This is a genomic window from Herbaspirillum sp. Her2 (assembly GCF_057961375.1).
The window spans coordinates 2,191,388-2,209,807 of record NZ_CM176331.1 but is presented as its reverse complement, the minus strand read 5'-3'; the positions used below and the strand labels follow the sequence as shown (position 1 = coordinate 2,209,807).

Here is an 18,420-nt window from a genome sequence, read left to right as displayed (position 1 = left end):
CATACACTAAGGAGCTACTATGCCTAGAGTCAAACGTGGGGTAACAGCACGTGCCCGCCACAAGAAAGTCCTCGCACTCGCCAAGGGTTACCGCGGCCGTCGTAAAAACGTCTACCGTATCGCCAAGCAAGCAGTCATGCGCGCTGGTCAGTACGCGTACCGTGACCGTCGTAACAAGAAGCGCGTGTTCCGCGCACTGTGGATCGCCCGTATCAACGCCGCTGCGCGTTCGCACGGCGTGACCTACAGCGTGTTCATGAACGGCCTGAAGAAGGCTGCGATCGAACTGGATCGTAAGGTCCTGGCCGATATGGCTGTCACCGACAAGGCTGCTTTCGCTGCCATCGTCAACCAGGTGAAGGCCAACATCGCTGCCGCCTAAATCGACAGCGTGTTTGCGGTAGCCGGCCGCAATATCGGACGCAAGTCAGACGAGCAGCCGGCGCTGCAAAATCCTGCGGGGCAGAGGTGATACACCGATGCCCCGTATGTTTTTGATCCACGGTTTCGTGGATTTTTTTGATTCACCTTCCGTGAATCCCTTCTTTTCGACTTCGTCGTCGGATTTTCGATTGGAGCGAGACTTACCGCATGAATCCCCTAGACCAACTCCTGGGCCAACTGGTCACGCAGGCGCAGGCTGATTTCGCCGCCGCGCCCGACGCCGCCGCACTGGAAAACGCCAAGGCCAAGTACCTCGGCAAGACCGGCCAGATCACCGAGCAGATGAAGGGACTGGGCAAGCTGGCGCCGGAAGAGCGCAAGGTACAAGGGGCGATCATCAACGTCGCCAAGGAACAGATCGAAACCGCGCTGACCGCACGCCGCGATGCACTGGCCAATGCCCAGATGCAGGCGCGCCTGAATGCGGAAGCCATCGATGTCACCTTGCCGGGCCGCGGCCGTGGCGTGGGCGGCATCCACCCCGTGATGCGCTCCTGGCAGCGCGTCGAGGAAATCTTCCGCTCCATCGGTTTTGATGTCGCCGACGGTCCCGAGATCGAGACCGACTGGACCAATTTCACCGCATTGAACAGCCCCGAGAACCACCCGGCGCGCTCGATGCAGGACACCTTCTACATCGAAGGCAACGACACCCAGGGCAAGCCGCTGCTGCTGCGTACCCACACCAGCCCGATGCAGGTGCGCTACGCCCGCATGAACAAGCCGCCCATCAAGGTCATCGCACCGGGCCGCACCTATCGTGTTGACAGCGATGCTACCCACTCGCCGATGTTCCATCAGGTCGAAGGCCTGTGGATCGCCGAGGACATCAGCTTCGCCGACCTCAAGGGCGTGTACCTCAACTTCGTCAAGGCCTTCTTCGAGACCGACGACCTGCAGGTACGCTTCCGTCCCTCGTATTTTCCCTTCACCGAACCTTCGGCCGAGATCGACATCGCCTTCGGCAGCGGTCCCCTGAAGGGCCGCTGGCTGGAAGTCTCCGGCGCTGGCCAGGTGCACCCGACGGTGGTGCGCAACATGGGTCTGGATCCTGAACAGTACATCGGTTTCGCGTTCGGCTCGGGCCTGGAGCGCCTGACCATGCTGCGTTACGGGATCAACGACCTGCGCCTGTTCTACGAAGGCGACCTGCGCTTCCTGAAGCAATTCAATTAATTCGATCACGCAGGACGCCGCGCTGTCGTGGCGTGCCTCCGGCTCATAGCCGATAGCTGAAAGTCTGAATCATGCAATTCTCTGAAAACTGGCTGCGTACCATGGTCAATCCGACCATGACCTCGGATGAACTGTCGCACCTGCTGACCATGTCCGGTCTGGAAGTTGAGGAAGTCGAACCGGTTGCGCCTCCCTTCACCAATGTGGTGGTGGGCGAAGTGCTGGAAGTCTCCAAGCATCCGGATGCGGATCGCCTGAACGTGTGCCGCGTGAATGTTCATACCGGCACCATCCTCAACATCGTCTGTGGCGCGCCCAACGTGCGCGCCGGTCTCAAGGTGCCTTGCGCCATGGTCGGTGCCGTATTGCCGCCGGGTGCCGATGGCAAGCCCTTCGAGATCAAGGTCGGCAAGCTGCGCGGCGTGGAGTCGCAAGGCATGCTGTGCTCGGCCCGCGAACTGAAGCTGTCGGAAGATCACGGTGGCCTGCTGGAGCTGCCCGACGATGCACCGGTCGGCCAGAATTTCCGCGACTATCTGCAACTGAACGACCTGAAGTTCACCATCAAGCTGACCCCCAACAAGGCGGATTGCCTGTCGGTGCTGGGTGTGGCACGTGAAGTTTCTGCGCTCACGGGCACCCCACTGAAGGCCCCGGTCTATCAGGCCGCCGCCGTCAACCTGGACGAGAAGCTGCCGGTGCGCATTTCCGCGCCCGACCTGTGCGGCCGTTTTGCCGGCCGCGTGATCCGTGGCCTCAATGCCAAGGCCGCCACCCCGCAGTGGATGAAGCAGCGCCTGGAGCGCAGCGGCCAGCGACCGATCTCGGCGCTGGTGGACATCTCCAATTACGTGATGCTGGAGCTGGGCCGTCCCTCGCACGTGTTCGACCTCGACAAGATCCATGGCGGCCTGGACGTGCGCTGGGGCCGCAAGGGCGAATCCCTGAAGCTCCTCAACGGCAATACCGTGGAAGTCGATGAGTGGGTCGGCGTGATCTCCGACGACAAGGAAATCGAATCCCTGGCCGGCATCATGGGGGGCGATGCCACTGCGGTTTCGCTGGACACCACCAACATCTACCTGGAAGCCGCATTCTGGTTCCCGCAGGCGATCCAGGGCCGTGCGCGCCGCTACAACTTCTCGACCGATGCCGCGCATCGCTTCGAGCGTGGCGTCGACTTCGCCACCGTGGTCGATCACATCGAGCGCATCACCGCGCTGTTGCTGGAAATCTGCGGTACCCCCGAGACCCGCGTCGGCCCGGTCGACGACCAGATCGTCAACCTGCCCAAGCGTGAACCGGTCGCGCTGCGCACCGCGCGTGCGGCCAAGGTGATCGGCGTGGAGATCACTGACGAGATGGTGTCGGATATCTTCAAGCGTCTGGGCCTGTCTTTCGACTACCAGCCTGGCCTGTTCTCGGTGACGCCGCCGTCCTATCGCTTCGACATCGAGATCGAGGAAGACTTGATCGAAGAAGTGGCCCGCGTCTACGGTTTCGAGAACATCCCGGCACTGCCGCCGGTAGCCGCCAATGCCATGCGCATCGCGCCCGAGAACACCCGTTCGCTGTTCGCCATCCGCCGCCTGCTGGCCGATCAGGACTATCAGGAAGTGGTCAACTTCAGCTTCGTGGAAAGTGCCTGGGAAGCTGACTTCGCCGGCAACACCGATCCCATCAAGCTGTTGAACCCGATCGCCAGCCAGATGAGCGTGATGCGTTCTTCGCTCATCGCCGGACTGGTCGCCAATGCACGCTACAACGTCAACCGCAAGGCAGCGCGTATCCGCGTCTTCGAAGCGGGTGCCGTGTTCCACAAGAACGCCGCCATCACCGATGGTCCGCTGGCTGTCGCCGGTTTCGAGCAACCCAAGCGCGTGGCCGCATTGGCCTATGGTCCGGTGGCCGAGGAACAGTGGGGCCAGCCGACCCGCAACGTCGATTACTTCGACGTCAAGGCCGACCTGGAAGCGCTGTTCGCGCCGCGCGCGCTGCGTTTCGTCAAGGCCGAACATCCGGCGCTGCATCCTGGACGCACTGCGCATGTACTGCTGGGTGACAAGGTGGTCGGCGTGATCGGAGAATTGCATCCCAAGTGGCAGCAGAAGTACGACCTGCCGCTGGCCCCCGTGGTCTTCGAGGTGGATGCCGAGGCGCTGCAGGAGCGTGACCTGCCGTCCTACTCGGAAATCTCCAAGTTCCCGGCGGTCAGCCGCGACATCGCTCTGGTGGTCAAACACTCGGTCGGTGCGCAGCAATTGCTGGACGTTTTTGCCGCTGAAAAGCAGGCCAATCCGGATTGCGGCATCTTGCAAGCCCTTGTTTTATTTGATGAATATCAAGGCAAGGGGCTGGAAGCGGACGAAAAAAGCCTTGCGTTCCGCTGCACCTTGCAAGATACTCAAAACACCCTTCAGGATGACAAGGTTGACCTTGCGGTGAATGCACTGGTGGCCGCGGCGAGCGCCAAGCTCGGCGCCAGGTTGCGTGCCTGATGTGATGTCCGAGAGCGAAAATAATTACAGACCGGAATCGGTTGAGGCCCAGTCATTCATCGCCATGAACAACGTGAATTCGAACGAATTTCAATCCGTGCTGGACGCCGACCTGCATCGTGCCGTACTGGAATCCCAGGCACGTTCGCAGGCCGACAAGAACCTGCCGACGCTGACCAAGGCCGAGCTGGCCGAACTTTTGTTCGAGCAGGTCGGTCTGAACAAGCGCGAAGCCAAGGACATGGTGGAAACCTTCTTCGACGAGATCCGCAACGCTCTCGAACGTGGCGAGGCCGTCAAGCTGTCCGGCTTCGGTAATTTCCAGCTGCGCGACAAGCCGCAACGGCCTGGCCGCAATCCCAAGACTGGCGAGGAAATCCCCATCACTGCGCGCCGCGTCGTGACCTTCCACGCCAGCCAGAAATTGAAGGAAATGGTGGAACTCTCCAGCGGCGACGCCGTTGAAATGTCCGTCTAATCTATGAACGATCGTGTCAACAAACCGGCGGCCATCGTCTTGCCGCCCATCCCGGCCAAGCGTTATTTCACGATAGGCGAGGTCAGCGAACTGTGCGGTGTGAAGCCGCACGTGTTGCGCTACTGGGAACAGGAATTCACCCAGCTCAAACCGGTGAAGCGCCGCGGCAACCGGCGTTATTACCAGCACCACGAAGTGCTGTTGATCCGCCGCATCCGTGAACTGCTGTATGAACAAGGCTTCACCATCAGCGGTGCCCGCAACAAGCTTGACGGCACGCACGAGGCCGAGCAGCCGCAAGAGCCGCAGCGTCCCGTCATCAGCCTGGACGAGGCTGCCATCGATGCCTTGCGGACGGAGTTGCAAGCCGTGCTGGAAACCCTGAAGCCCGGGGCTGCCGCCTGATTTACGTGCCAGGGTTGTTGCGCCGGAGATCTTGCCGACCAACATAAGCTTTCTCGCTTCCCAGTTTTTATTTTTACGCGCCACACGCTGGTCCTCATCGGCCACCGTGTGGCGTGTTCATTTCCGGGGTGCTCCCGGCCAACAGACGGAGATCTCACCATGAGTCCTTATCAATGGCGTCCGATGCGGGCGGCTGACTTGCCGCACGTGATGGCGATCGCTGACTTGGTTCACGCTGGCTATTTCGAAGCAGAAGAAGTCTTCGCAGAACGTCTGGCCTTGTTTGCGCCTGGCTGCCGGATCGCCGTGCGTAGCGGGCAAGCGGACGGCACCGAGCAGGTCATCGGTTACGCCTTCATGCATCCCGCTCGTCTAGGCGTGCCGCCATCCCTCAACAGCTTGCTGAACGGACTGGATACTGCGGCAGATTGCCTGCATCTGCATGATGTCGCGCTGCTGCCGGCGGCACGCGGCTCCGGGCTCGGGCGGGAGTTGGTGGACGATCTGTGCCGTGTGGCTGAGCAGGCGGGTCTGCCGATGGCGACCTTGGTGGCGGTGCATGCATCAAGTGCCTACTGGCGGGCAGCGGGATTTGCCGAGGATGCGCAGGCGCTGGCAGGGAAGGGTGGGAGTCTGGCCAGCTATGGCGAGGGCGCGCTCTACATGTCCAGGCGGTTACGCTAGTGCCGGTGCTTGCCTTGGCGGAAGATTGATTGTTGTCAATGTGGCAAAAAGTTAACGCTCGCGCGTTAACGAGTTTTTCACTTGATCAATCGACAACTGTTGTCTTAAAATTAATGAAAAATTTACAACAGTTTGCTTGGATTTGCATCTTCCAAGCGCGATCAATTCACTTCCGCCACCTGGTCTGACAAGCGAAGGCGGCATCCTTTATAAGGGGTAACGTTCCATGTCGCGTCTTTCCAGGTCGGTGCTGGCCGGTGTTGCTGTCTTGCCTTTCCTTTCCCTTGGTGTGAGTGCTGCTGCGCAGGCCGCCGTGGCCCCGCTGACTGGCGCTGAAGCGCTGCAGCAGTTCAACCTGGTGGTGCTGGGCAGTGCCGCCTCCAATTCGCACGTCGATGGCCGGGCCTGGATCGGCGGTTCGGTCACGGGTGGTGACTATGTGCAGCACTACGGCAGCACGCCCGCATCGAACTACGCCGGTCTGACCGTGATGGGGACGGCGAGCGGTCTGCATGTCAACGGACTGGGATCCTATATTGGCGGCTCCCTCGTTGGCTCCACCGTCAACAGCGGTTCCAGCTATATCGCCGGTTCGGTGATCGGCAGCAATCTGAACGGCCCGGCCTACGTGGCGGGCAGCACCATCGGGGTCAACTTCAATGGCGGCCGCTCGTCGTCGCCGAGCACGCTGATGCAGACCAATGCCGATGCTGCCGGCTCGACCAATTTCAGCAACACGCTAACCAGCCTGTCCAATAGCCTCAAAACGGCTGCCGCCAACAGCACGGTCTCCGTCGCGAACAACAAGGCCACCTTCAATGCCGTGGCCAATAACCAGGGTGTCGCGGTCTTCAATCTGGATAACACCACCAGCGCGTCGGTGTTCTCGGTAGGTGAATTTTCCTTCGCTGCCAATGGTGCCAGCACCATCATCATCAATTCCAGCGTGAGCTCGGCGATCATCGGTGCCAACTTCCTGGGTGGACAAGCGCAGTCGTTGGGCAAGTCCATCGTCTGGAACTTCTACAATGCGACCAGCCTGATCATCAACAATCAGTTCGGCGGTTCGATCCTGGCTACCCACGCCAGCCTGACCAACAACCAGAACATTGAAGGCGGAGTGTTCGTCAACAGCTTGATTCAGAACGCCGAGCTGCACCTGCAATCCTTCACCGGCAACCTGGCCGCGGTGGCCCCGGTCCCCGAGCCTGAGCAATATCTGATGATGCTGGGTGGTCTGGCCATCGTGATCGGTGTGGCGGCGCTGCGGCGTCGGAGCGTGGCGCTGCCAGGTATGCAGGCAGCCTGAGCCTGCATAGTATTCCCAAGAGCAAGATCGTCGATGCCGTTCAGCGCGATGCTGAGCGGCATTTTTCTTGGTGTCGGGGGAGGGGTGGTGTCAGAGCGGCTCATGCCGCATGTAGACCTCGGAGCGACCGGACAGCGTCTTGGCCACTTCCTGCAGGAAGCTCTGGGTGGGTGCTGGCTTGTCGAAGCCGGTCATCATGAGCGCAGCGGCCAGGCCCACCGGCAACAGCAGGTGACGCAATGGCGGGGGCGACTGTTGCAGTGAGCGGCCGAAGGCCCAGGCAGCGCCGGCACCTACCAGCAGGCCGAGCATGACTTCGGATTCAGAGTGGACCTTGATCATAAGACGAGACAGGCCGACGGCAGTTACCAGTAGAGCGGTCAGCGTGAGTGCCAGCGCACGCCGTACGCGGCTGCTGTCTTGGGTGAGCAGCAGGGCAATCGAGAGATAGAGGGCACTGGAAGAAGCGGTATGTCCACTGAATCCGGTGAAATTGAGCATCGGCAGGCTGATGTCCCACCCCATGAAGAGCAGCTTGCTGATGACGACGATCATCATGGCGCTGCCAAAGGCAACCAGCCAGGCGAACATCGGACGCCACATCTGGTTGATACCCATCCAGAGGGCCAGGATGCAGGCGCCGGGAATGGTCATGGTGCTGTCGCCAAGAAAAGTGATGGTGTGCCAGTTCATTCAGTTAAGTGAAAGGGAAGGATCTAGGAAATGTTGCCAAGGAAGATTGGCGGTTTGTGCGGCGCGGTGAAAGCGCTGTGACTGTTGTTGCAAGATAAACGTTCAGTGTTTGCTGCAATGCGATATAAATAGTTTGTGTGATTTTGCGATTTTGTTATCAAATTGAAAAATTGCCGCTTGTCCTACAAGCCCCTGCTGTTTTGTCTGATTGCTGCAGTTTTAGGGGCGCGTATGCTTACGGGATTCTTTTCTACAGGGCAATGTAGTACACATTTTTTTGCCTAAATCTAAAAAATGATGCATGATTACTTCTAAATTTTTCTGTGTTGCAGTGCAGCAATGCGGACGCCAAACATTGCCATTGTTTTAAAAGTAAAACTAAAAAGAAAGGGCGCTGATTCGTGATGCCACGGCAGTTTCGCAATAGCAGCAAGCGTAAGACCCGGGTGCGGATGTGCGCTCTGATGGTGTCGGTGACTTGCCCTTTTGCATACGCGGCGGACCCCGGTCAGGTGGTTGTTCCGTATGTGCAGTATACATATTTGCATGACGATAATTTGCTGCGTCTGAGTGGACCTGATGCGGCGCGTACTTCGTTGGGGTCGCCCCAGTTGTCGGACAATGTGCAAAGTCGGCAGGGCGGTCTTCGTATCGACAAGATGCTCAGTCGCCAGCATTTTCAGCTCGATGCAAGCGCGACCAAGAATACGTTTGATCATTTCAGTCAGTTCGACAATGATGCGCGGGATTTGAAGTCCGATTGGGGCTGGGTGCTAGGAGAGCGCTTGTCCGGTAACTTGGGTTACGTCTACTCGAGGTCATTGACGCCTTTCCAGAACTTCCGGTCGCTTGAGCCCAACATCCGTACGATGAATACCAAGTATTTCAACTTGGCTTGGCAATTGCACCCTGACTGGACGGTGCGCATGCAGGCATCGCGGTTCGGACTTGCGTACGACCTGCAGACCCAGCAGTCGAACAACTTCACGCAGAATATCGCGGAAGTCGGCCTCGATTACACGCCGCGCAGCGGGAGCATCGCTGGCGTGCAGGTGCGCAGGACGACTGGTAACTATCCTTTCGATGCCGTCATCGGAACGAGTACGGTCAATAACTCCTTCACGCAGGAGGACTACAAGGCCAAGATCGTTTGGTTGTACAGCGCCAAGACGAAGTTGCAATTCCTCGGTGGTGTCACGCAGCGCGAGCGCAATTCGGCGGCGAGTGGTTCTGATTATCGCGGGTTCAACGCGCGACTGATCGCTGATTGGGCTGCGACTGGTAAAACTGGTTTCAAGGCTAACCTGTGGCGTGAAATCGGCGGCGTCAATGATATCGATGCCAACTTCGCGTTAACCACCGGTGCCAGTCTGGCAGCCACCTACTTGCCTACGGCCAAGCTGCGGGTAGATGGCTTGGTGGATTACGAGCGTCGTAATTACAACGGCGCTGCCATCGTCACTGGTGTCACACCATCCAACCGGCGGGATACGTATGAAAAGGCAAGTCTGAGCCTGACCTATTCGCCAACGACCTCCCTGTCCCTTATGTTGGCGGTCTACCGTGAAAACCTGCAGTCAAATCTGAACAGTTTTAGTTATTTGTCCAACGGCATCTCCCTGACATCGCGCTATGAATTCTGAGGCACCGAAAATGAGCGACCTGCATGATGGCTTGCCATTGGCCAACGTCAAGCCCAATGCCATGACGATGGTATTCAAGCGCTTCGTCGAGCCGGCGCTGATCGTGGCGTATTTGTGGGTGCTGGTGCGTTTTAGCGGTCATTTGTTCAGCGGTGATTACTGGGTTCTGGCCATCATGGCCTTCTTCCTCTCATCCTATTTCTTTACGGAATTCCACGAGCGTCGGCTGCGCCGGGATCCCAGGGGAGTGTCAGTCTTCGCGCCGGTACTCGACTGGATCGCCGTAGCCGCCGTTCTTGTGGTGGTGGCCTACATTTGCGAGTTCTATCAGCAGTTTTCGCTGCGCGCGATTTTCTTCTGGGTGGTGACAACGCCCGTGGGGCTGATCATTTCGCAGCATGTACAGTCGCGCGTCATGCGCGACCTGCATACCAAGGGGGAGGTGCGCAGGGCCATCATCATTGGCGTCAATCCGGCCGCGTTGAAGCTGGCCGATCGCATGGAGAAGTATCCTTCGCTGATGATCAAGCTCATGGGTTTCTTCGATGATCGCGAGCTCAACCGTCAGCCTCCCGGTACCTATACGCCCTTGCACGGCAAAATGTCAGACGTAGCAGCGTACGTGCGCGAAAACAATATCAACATGGTCTACATAAGCATGCCGATTTCTGCGCAGCCGCGAGTGCTGCAGATGATCGACGAGCTGCAGGATACGACTGCCTCCATCTACTTCATTCCTGATATCTACATATTCAATTTGATCCAGGCACGCTTCGATTACGTGGGCGGCATGGCGGTCATGGCCATCTGCGAAACGCCTTTTACCGGAACCAATAATGTCGTCAAGCGCGCCAGTGATCTGATTCTGGCCTCCTGCATCCTGCTCATGTTGCTGCCGGTGATGATGGTCATCGCGATATGCGTGAAGTTGACTTCGCCGGGGCCTGTCATTTTCAAGCAGCGACGCTATGGACTGGATGGGGAAGAGATTGTCGTCTACAAATTCCGCTCCATGACGGTCATGGAGGACGGTGGCAAGGTTACCCAGGCCACCAAGGGTGATATGCGCCTGACCAAGATAGGCGGTTTCCTGCGATCCAGTTCTCTTGACGAATTGCCGCAATTTTTCAATGTGCTGCAAGGGAGAATGAGCATCGTAGGGCCACGTCCCCACGCGGTTGCGCACAATGAGCTGTACCGCAAGCAGATCAAGGGCTACATGCTGCGTCACAAGGTCAAGCCTGGTATCACCGGCTGGGCGCAGGTCAACGGTCTGCGCGGCGAGACCGAGACGCTGGACAAGATGAAAGCTCGTATTGAATTCGACCTTGAATATCTGCGCCGCTGGTCGTTGGTTTTTGATCTTTGGATTATTTTCCAGACCGTGCGTATGGTGATCAAGCGCGACAACGCTTATTGACGGTTCAGTCCCGTCTGGGGCGAAGACCACGCGAACCACCCATTGTCGCTGGCAACTAGTGACACATAAAAAGAAAGCTTGCTCAAATGAATATCGGGAAGGCAGCAGTGCGACAGCATCGTTCCATGGCAGTCAAGGCGTTGGTTTCGACAATGCTTTTTGTCGCATTGAGCGCCTGTGGTGAGAAGAAATCAGCATCTTCGACTAGCCAAGTCGTTGCCATTGTGGATGGGCAGGAAATTACCATTCACCAGGTCAACAACGAGCTGGCGAAGACCGGTGGCAGTCAAGTGACCAAACAATTGCTGGATGGCCTGGTGGCACGGCAATTGCTGGTCAACGCAGCAAAGAAGGACAAGCTTGATGCCGATCCCGCGGTGCTGGCGGATATGGAACGCGCACGCAATCTGGTGCTGGCGCAGAGCTACGTGGCCAGCAAATTGAAGTCGCCGGCACGGCCGCTGGACCAGGAAGTCGAGGACCTGTATCGCAAGAATCCGGACTGGTTTGCTCAGCGCAAGCAATATGAGTTCGGGCAACTGGTCATCGCGCGCTCCAATCTTACGCCTGAGCTCAATACCTTGATGGACCAGCCTGGCAAGCGAATGGATGAAGTCGTGGCGTGGCTTGATTCGCATCGTATCCAATACGCGCGACAGCAGGTGGTGAAGACCTCAGCAGATCTGCCGCCGCAAATGAATGCCAGCCTCAAAACGATGGAACGTGGTGCATTGTTTGTGGTGCTCGAAGGGCAGACGGCGATCTTGACGTCGCTGCAGGATGTGAAGAATGCACCCTTGTCTCTGGCAGTAGCTACACCCCAGATCATCCAGTATCTGGTGACGCAAAAGCAAAACCAGGCCTCCGAGCAGCTCGTGGAACGTCTGAAGGGCGAAGCCAAGATTGAGTATTCGGAACAGGCCAAGTCATTCACGGATCTTGCTGCGCAAGCCAACGCTAGTGGTGCAGAGGCAGCCTCACAGAAAGGTGCTGCCAATGATCCGGAAAGCATTAAGAAGGACGTCATTTCACGTGGCGTGTCCGGATTCAAATAAGCAAGTCTGAACTAAATACGGGCGTAGACACGCCTGAATCAAGAACCTGATGTGATGCGGAGTTATGACAATGACGAGAAAAATAGTATTCCTGTTGATCGGCCTGATGCTTGCCAGCTGGAGTTTGTTTGCCAAAGCCGATGACATCCTGCTGGGTGCTGGCGACGTGATCCGCGTAAAGGTCTATGGTAGTGATGACCTGAGCCTGGAAACACGGATCAGCGAAGCCGGCATCATCAGCTATCCGTTGGTGGGAGAGGTCAAGATCGGCGGCCTGTCCACGGCGCAGGCCGAAACCAAGATTGCAGGTCTGCTCAAGAAGGGTGGTTACCTGAACAATCCGCAGGTCAACATTCTCGTCACGGTTCCACAGAGCCAAATGGTCTCGGTGCTGGGGCAGGTGACCAAGCCAGGGCGTTATTCGCTGGATGGACGACGCAACGTCGCTGACGTGATTGCGCTGGCCGGAGGTGTCACCCCGGATGGGGGCGATGCGGTCACCATCGTGCGCAACGATGCCAAGGGTGGTGTGACGAAGCAACTGGTCGACATCTATGCCATTACGCACAACGGCGACACGACGACACTGCCGGAAGTGGGGGCCAATGATGTCGTCTATGTCGAGCGCGCTCTGCGGTTTTATATCTACGGTGAAGTGCAGCGTCCCGGCGTCTACAAGCTGGAGCGGGGCACAACCGTGTTGCAGGCCTTGTCGGTGGGCGGTGGCCTGACGCAACGAGGCACCGAGCGCGGCCTTATGGTCAAGCGTCGCGATCCGGATGGCAATCTGCAGGAGATCCCTGTCAAGAAAGAAGATTTGCTGCAGGCGGACGACATCGTCTACGTCAAGGAAAGCTGGTTCTGAAATTGATGGCCCCGGCTGGGGCGGCACCGTGACTTTTATTTTAGCTAGCGTATAACGCCAACCAGGAGGCGTGACCCCATGAATCTATCTCAATTTCTTCTGATCCTTCAGGCGCATCGCAAGGTCATCTTGCTCATTGTCTCTATTACGGTAGCAGTGGCGCTCGTCGTCAGTCTGGTATTGCCCAAGCAATATCGGGCAACCTCCTCGGTCGTGCTCAACTACAAGGCATCGGATCCCGTCACGGGTCTGGTCGTTTCGCCGCAGGCTTTGCCGGGCTTCATGCCTACGCAAGTGGCGATCATCAATAGTCCGTCGGTGGCTCTAGCTGTCGTGGATAGTCTCAAGCTTGCTGATCAGCAGGAAGTCAAGGATGCCTACAATGCAGATAACCACGGTGAACTGGATATCCGCAACTGGCTCGCCGGGATCTTGTTGCGCAAACTGGATGCAGTTGCCTCGAAGGAGAGCAGCGTCATCGATATCACCTTCAAGGCTGAAGACCCGCAATTTGCTGCATTGGTTGCCAATGCCTTTGCTGCCGCTTACCAAAATGTGAGCATGCAGCTCAAGCTGGATCCAACCCGGAAGGCATCTTCCTATTTCAATGACCAGGTCAAGGTGTTGCGCGATGCTTACGAGCAGGCACAGACCAAGCTCTCCAAGTATCAGGAAGAGCACGGCATTACCAATATCGACAATCGTACCGACGTTGAGACAAATCGACTCAATGACCTCTCGACCCAGCTGGTAATGGCTCAGGCGGCATTGTCCGAAGCCGAGTCCCGCCGTCGTCAGGCCGCTGGTGGTGGGGCGGTTGAGTCGCCAGATGTCAATGCGAACGCGCTCATTCAGACGCTCAAGTCCAACCTGGCTGCCTCCGAGGCCCGTTTCGAGCAGGCGTCCAAGCGTCTGGGCGTGAACCACCCGGATTATCAGGCAGCGAAGGCCGAACGCGATGGCTTGCGTGCGCAGCTGGCAGCAGCCACAAGCTCTATTTCTGCATCGGTGGGCAGCAATGCCACGATTCTGGCCAAGCGTGAATCAGAGATTCGTGCCGAGTTCGAGGCGCAAAAGCGCAAGGTGCTGGAAATGAACCGTACGCGCGACGAACTGGCTGTGTTGAGCCGGGAACTCGAAAGTGCGCAGCGTGCCTACGAGCTGACAACGCAGCGTTTCGCCCAGACCAATTTGGAAGGTCAGTCCAACCAGTCCGATATTTCGCTGTTATCGGCAGCCGTTCCGCCGCCATATCCTTCCAGCCCACGTGTCTTGGTCAATCTCGTTCTGGCCTTCTTCGTGGGCACTATCCTGGGCGTGATGGCTGCCTTGGGGCTGGAACTGACCAACCGTCGCGTGCGTTCGGAGCAGGATCTGATCGAGGAGCTGGGGCTGCCGGTGTTGGGTGCCATTTCCGGCCCTGTCACCGCGAGCAGCAGCCGTCGACGTTTTGGATTCGGACGATCCAAGCCGGCCTGATCGTGTGCGGCTCTCTCTGTCAATAAAAATATGATATCCCGGGAATAACATGACTACTGCAACGTTGACCTTCAATGAAGGCGCATCCCTGCCGAACCGATCCATTGGTGCGATTCTGGTGGACAGCGGAAAGCTTTCGCCCGAAAACGCGGAGCGCATCCTGCGCTTGCAGCGCGAGCGTGGTCTGCGCTTCGGAGATGCTGCAATCCAACTGGGCTTGCTGACCCAGTCCGATATCGACCAGGCCTTGTCCCGCCAATTCGATTACCCTTATCTACTCAAGGGGGAAAGCAAGGTCAGCGAAAAGGTCGTAGCGGCCTACAATCCCTTCAGCAAGCAGGTCGAGGCGCTGCGAGCGCTGCGCAGTCAGCTGATGGTGCGGTGGTTCGACGTCGATGCCAAGCACAAGGCCCTTGCCATCGTCAGCCCGGAGAGCGGGGAAGGGCGTAGCTTCATCGCATCCAACCTGGCCGTTGTATTTTCGCAGCTAGGTGAGCGCACCCTGCTCATCGATGCTGACATGCGCAAGCCTTGTCAACATGAGTTGTTTGGTCTGGATAATCGTAACGGCTTGTCGGGCGTGATTGCCGGCCGTTGTGTCGTGGCCGATGCCTTGCAACGCGTGCCGGACCTGCTCGACCTGACCGTCTTGTCTGCCGGTCCGACCCCACCCAATCCGCAGGAACTGCTGGGGCGCCCCAACTTCACTCAGATGCTCAGCGACTTTGCCCAGGATTTTGATGTCATCTTGGTTGACACGCCTTCTGGCACGCAATACGCGGACGGCAACATGATTTCCGCGCGCGCTGGTGGCAGCCTCATGGTCGTACGTACCAATGTCACGCACATTTCTGCAGTCCGTACGTTTGCTGAACGTCTGACCAGCGCGCATGTCGCTTTGGTTGGCAGCGTGGTCAACGAGTTCTGAGCGCTAGTCATTTGCCAGAAAGCGTCACGATGACTGCTGATACCTTTCGTCCCCTGCCTGGACCACGCTTCTCCGGTTTGCCGTGGATCGTCATCGCGGCTGGGTTGGCGGCGATGTACATACCCAGTTTCATCGATCTCTTTCATGGGGTATGGGGGACCGAACGCAACGCGCATGGTCCGATCGTTCTGGTCGTAGCGTGCTGCTACATGTTCGTGCGAGTCAGGCAGTTGCTGGAGGAGGGGCTCATCGAGCGCAAACCTGCTCCAGTACCTGGTGTTTTCTTCTTGCTGCTCGGTCTGCTTTGCTTCGTACTCGGGCGCTCGCAGACCGTGCTGTTCATGGAGGCAGGCTCGCTCATTCCCATCCTGATGGGGATCGTGCTGCTGCAATTCGGGATACGTACCTGCGGTCGTCTGTGGTTCGCCTTCTTTTTCATGCTGTTCATGGTCCCGTTACCCGCTTCAGTGGTGGACCTGCTGACACAGCCGCTCAAAATTGGCGTGTCCTATGCGTCAGAGCAGGTGTTGCGCCTGCTGGGGTACCCAATCGCCCGCAGCGGCGTGATTCTCTACATCGGCCCCTACCAGTTGCTGGTCGCCGATGCTTGCGCCGGATTGAATTCACTGTTCACCCTTGAGGCACTCGGCCTGCTGTACATGAACCTGGTGCGCCATCAATCGTTGTTGCGCAACGTGGTGCTGGCAGTTTTGATCGTTCCTATTTCATTCACCGCCAATACCGTGCGAGTGATGGTACTTGCGCTCATCACCTACTACATGGGGGATGCTGCCGGGCAGGGTTTTCTCCACGGCTTTGCAGGTATGTTGCTCTTTCTCGTTGCGCTGGGCTTGATCATCGCGCTGGATGGATTGTTGCGTTGGATCGCCGTACGTTGGGCCAACCTGCGGGGCGAGGCTGTCCCAGTTGCAGTTCAGCGCGTGCGCGTGGCCGGCGAAAGTAACAACCGCGACAAGTTCGCCATGAATATCCGACTGGCCATCCCTGTTGCGCTGGTCATGGCCTTGTCCGTCGCAGCCGCGGGCATGCTGGTTCCCCATATGGCGCAGCCGCTCAAGAAACAGAATTTTTCGGCAATCGTGCCATCGCAGTTTGGCCAGTGGAGAGAGGTCCCATCTCCGTTTCTGCAAGTCACTGTCGGATTGGACGATGGAACTGGCCGCAATGCGGATCAACCTTATGACGACGTCCTTGGCCGAACCTACGTCAATAGTCGTGGCGAAATGGTCATGCTGGCCCTGGCCTATGCTGCCGAGCAGAGCCAGGATGTAAAGATCCACTTGCCGGAGGTCTGTTACGTCGCCCAAGGCTTTACTTTGGCTGATGGGCAGCCAGTGAGCATGCAGACACGTCCTGACGGTCCGCAGATTGCTGGTTCGCGCTTCGTTGCCAGCAACAAGGGCCGACAAGAAGCTGTCAGTTATTGGGTTCGCATTGGTGATGGATTTCCACAGGGGGGGCTCGCTGCCCGTTGGAAGATTTTCAAGGATGGCATGAGCGGCCGGGTTTCCGATGGCATTCTGGTACGTGCGTCAAGCCTTCTGCAAGATCAGGACAGTCAAGCCCATGCCTTTGCGCTGCAAGAACAATTCCTGAAAGAACTGGACGGCGCCATGCACCTTACCCATCCAGGATTGCTAACTCCTCATTGAGGGCAAAGGTGGGCAGATGGATGGCGCTGATGTGTCCTGACTCCATCTGGCGAGATGGGCGACCGTTGCCTGTCTCTTTGCCCCTGGCATGCAATCATCATCCGGCATCATGTGACGGCTGATGTAGAGGCGAATATTGCGGTCTCAGTGACCGAGGAAAAATGATGAGAAGAATCAACCTGCAATCTTCACAGATCGTGCTTTTGCTCGTTGCATGTGCAATCGCAGTGGTGTTCGGTTTGGCACTGCCAGTGCTCGCTTCCGCGCTCGATGGCAGTCTCGCCAAGCTGGCAGCCTTGCCCGCGCTGTTGCTGCTGGGAGGACTGTTTGTGTTCAACAAACGTCTGCTGCTGCTATGCGTGCTGCTGTTGCGTGCCTCCGGCGATATTGTCCTGGAGTCCACACGTGTGGGATCGGGTGGCAGCTTTTCGCTGGGGCTCGGTGGAGCGATCAATGCGCTGATCATTCTGATTGCCTTGCTCTTCGTGGTTGAAAAACCGAAGCTGTTGCCACGCAAGGCTTGGGTGCCATGGATGATTTTGTTGGGTATCGCCACCATCGGAATGGTGGTGTCCCCAGACAAGGGAGCGGCACTGAAGATCGTCCTGGGCCTGTGCTCGTATTTTGCGGTGTTTGTGTGTGCGTTCTATGTGGTACGCACTCCAGAGCAGTTCCGTTCCATGGTTCTGCTGGTCGTGGCTTCATCACTGATTCCAGCGGCGTATGGTTTCGTGAGCACTGCCTTGAACGCACGCGGCGGTCTCAGCGGTTTTCGTCTGCAGAGTACGTTTGGTCATCCCAATATCTTCGCGTTCTACCTGACACTGGCTATCGCCCTGGGCCTCTACGTCATCAAGAGCGCGCAATTCAAGCTTGATCAGTTCAAGCGCTTTGCACTGGCGGGTTATCTGGGTCTCTTGTTCTTGTTGCTTTTGCTTACGCAGACGCGTAGCGCATGGGTGGCTTGTTTTTTGATCTTCCTCCTCTACGGCATCAAGTACGAGCGACGCTATCTTGTTTACATGCTGATACTTGCGACGCTGGCCTTGCTCATTCCGAGTGTCCAGGAGCGTATCTTGCAGCTCGACAGCGGCAACACGGTCACCACTTACGCCAAGCTCAACTCCTTCGCATGGAGAACCTACCTCTGGAGTTCTGGATTGAACTGGATGAGTTCTTCACACTATTTGTTCGGCTATGGTGTCGAAGCCTTTCCCTACTATTCGCCACTGTTTTTCCCGCTCTCTGGCGGGGTGAAATGGGGCGCGCATAGTGTGTTCGTTCAGTGGTTCTTTGATACTGGGCTGGTCGGAATGGTGGCCTACCTTGCGATCTTCTATCAGGTATTACGCGTGTTGATCCGGTATCAGAAACAGGACTCGCTGGGCGGTGTCATTCTGATCTGTACTTTGATTGAATATATCGTTGTGTCAGCCTCTGACAACATGCTGTCCTACCTGGCCTTCAACTGGTATTTCTGGCTGGTCATGGGGATGGGATGGTCGGTCTACCATAACAGCCAGCAGGGCCAACTGGAGGTTCTCGCGAAAAAGAACCGGCGCCTGGAACAGGCGTCATTTCGCCGCTCGACATCCGCCTGACATGGCCATATCGAGGATTGTCCCATCGTTTTCTTTCTGCCTCGCGGGCGGGAAGTGCATTGCTTATTC

At 57.6% G+C, this 18,420-nt stretch carries 16 protein-coding genes; 15 read left to right on the top strand and 1 reads right to left on the bottom strand.

Annotation, left to right across the window (positions count from 1 at the left end; translation table 11 throughout):
* Nucleotides 1-19: 19 nt before the first annotated feature.
* From rplT to ACWHXP_RS09970, 7 genes are all read left to right on the top strand, one after another.
* Entirely contained in the window at nucleotides 20-382 is a 363-nt protein-coding gene (gene rplT / locus ACWHXP_RS10000) for a 50S ribosomal protein L20 (RefSeq protein WP_006712690.1), read from the top strand.
* A 209-nt stretch (nucleotides 383-591) separates the two neighbouring features.
* On the top strand, nucleotides 592-1,620 hold the full coding sequence (gene pheS / locus ACWHXP_RS09995) for a phenylalanine--tRNA ligase subunit alpha (protein ID WP_034331543.1): 1,029 nt from the start codon (nucleotides 592-594) through the stop codon (nucleotides 1,618-1,620).
* Nucleotides 1,621-1,691: 71 nt separating this feature from the next.
* The gene (gene pheT / locus ACWHXP_RS09990) at nucleotides 1,692-4,118 is read left to right on the top strand and encodes a phenylalanine--tRNA ligase subunit beta (RefSeq protein ID WP_489625330.1); all 2,427 of its coding nucleotides are present in this window, start codon (nucleotides 1,692-1,694) and stop codon (nucleotides 4,116-4,118) included.
* Nucleotides 4,119-4,182: 64 nt separating this feature from the next.
* Nucleotides 4,183-4,596, top strand: a complete 414-nt coding sequence (locus ACWHXP_RS09985; protein ID WP_051057415.1) for an integration host factor subunit alpha — start codon at nucleotides 4,183-4,185, stop codon at nucleotides 4,594-4,596.
* A gap of 3 nt (nucleotides 4,597-4,599) precedes the next feature.
* On the top strand, nucleotides 4,600-5,001 hold the full coding sequence (locus ACWHXP_RS09980; protein WP_034331538.1) for a MerR family transcriptional regulator: 402 nt from the start codon (nucleotides 4,600-4,602) through the stop codon (nucleotides 4,999-5,001).
* A gap of 159 nt (nucleotides 5,002-5,160) precedes the next feature.
* Complete coding sequence (locus ACWHXP_RS09975) at nucleotides 5,161-5,685, top strand: GNAT family N-acetyltransferase (protein ID WP_286866407.1); 525 nt, start codon at nucleotides 5,161-5,163, stop codon at nucleotides 5,683-5,685.
* 226 nt (nucleotides 5,686-5,911) lie between these two features.
* Nucleotides 5,912-6,994 carry a collagen-binding domain-containing protein gene (locus ACWHXP_RS09970; RefSeq protein WP_489633925.1) on the top strand — a complete coding sequence of 361 codons (1,083 nt, stop codon included), beginning with the start codon at nucleotides 5,912-5,914 and terminating at the stop codon, nucleotides 6,992-6,994.
* 90 nt (nucleotides 6,995-7,084) lie between these two features.
* Here the strand turns inward: ACWHXP_RS09970 and ACWHXP_RS09965 are convergent, their stop codons facing one another.
* Nucleotides 7,085-7,648 carry a phosphatase PAP2 family protein gene (locus ACWHXP_RS09965; protein WP_402706952.1) on the bottom strand — a complete coding sequence of 188 codons (564 nt, stop codon included), beginning with the start codon at nucleotides 7,646-7,648 and terminating at the stop codon, nucleotides 7,085-7,087.
* A gap of 443 nt (nucleotides 7,649-8,091) precedes the next feature.
* Between ACWHXP_RS09965 and epsL the strand changes: the two genes are divergently transcribed.
* From epsL to ACWHXP_RS09925, 8 genes are all read left to right on the top strand, one after another.
* Nucleotides 8,092-9,330: an XrtB/PEP-CTERM-associated polysaccharide biosynthesis outer membrane protein EpsL gene (epsL, locus tag ACWHXP_RS09960; protein ID WP_489633926.1), complete on the top strand. Its 1,239-nt coding sequence runs from the start codon at nucleotides 8,092-8,094 to the stop codon at nucleotides 9,328-9,330.
* Nucleotides 9,331-9,340: 10 nt separating this feature from the next.
* The gene (locus ACWHXP_RS09955) at nucleotides 9,341-10,750 is read left to right on the top strand and encodes an undecaprenyl-phosphate glucose phosphotransferase (protein WP_259434885.1); all 1,410 of its coding nucleotides are present in this window, start codon (nucleotides 9,341-9,343) and stop codon (nucleotides 10,748-10,750) included.
* A gap of 125 nt (nucleotides 10,751-10,875) precedes the next feature.
* The gene (locus ACWHXP_RS09950) at nucleotides 10,876-11,805 is read left to right on the top strand and encodes an EpsD family peptidyl-prolyl cis-trans isomerase (RefSeq protein WP_259434886.1); all 930 of its coding nucleotides are present in this window, start codon (nucleotides 10,876-10,878) and stop codon (nucleotides 11,803-11,805) included.
* A 70-nt stretch (nucleotides 11,806-11,875) separates the two neighbouring features.
* Complete coding sequence (epsE, locus tag ACWHXP_RS09945; protein WP_259434887.1) at nucleotides 11,876-12,670, top strand: polysaccharide export protein EpsE; 795 nt, start codon at nucleotides 11,876-11,878, stop codon at nucleotides 12,668-12,670.
* Nucleotides 12,671-12,748: 78 nt separating this feature from the next.
* Nucleotides 12,749-14,149: a chain length determinant protein EpsF gene (epsF, locus tag ACWHXP_RS09940; RefSeq protein WP_489625333.1), complete on the top strand. Its 1,401-nt coding sequence runs from the start codon at nucleotides 12,749-12,751 to the stop codon at nucleotides 14,147-14,149.
* A 49-nt stretch (nucleotides 14,150-14,198) separates the two neighbouring features.
* Nucleotides 14,199-15,077 (top strand): chain length determinant protein tyrosine kinase EpsG, encoded by an 879-nt coding sequence (epsG, locus tag ACWHXP_RS09935; RefSeq protein WP_489633927.1) that lies wholly within the window; start codon nucleotides 14,199-14,201, stop codon nucleotides 15,075-15,077.
* 29 nt (nucleotides 15,078-15,106) lie between these two features.
* Nucleotides 15,107-16,750 carry an exosortase B gene (gene xrtB, locus ACWHXP_RS09930; RefSeq protein WP_489625334.1) on the top strand — a complete coding sequence of 548 codons (1,644 nt, stop codon included), beginning with the start codon at nucleotides 15,107-15,109 and terminating at the stop codon, nucleotides 16,748-16,750.
* 164 nt (nucleotides 16,751-16,914) lie between these two features.
* Nucleotides 16,915-18,351, top strand: coding sequence for an O-antigen ligase family protein (locus tag ACWHXP_RS09925; protein WP_489625335.1), 1,437 nt, complete (start codon nucleotides 16,915-16,917; stop codon nucleotides 18,349-18,351).
* Nucleotides 18,352-18,420: the final 69 nt, after the last annotated feature.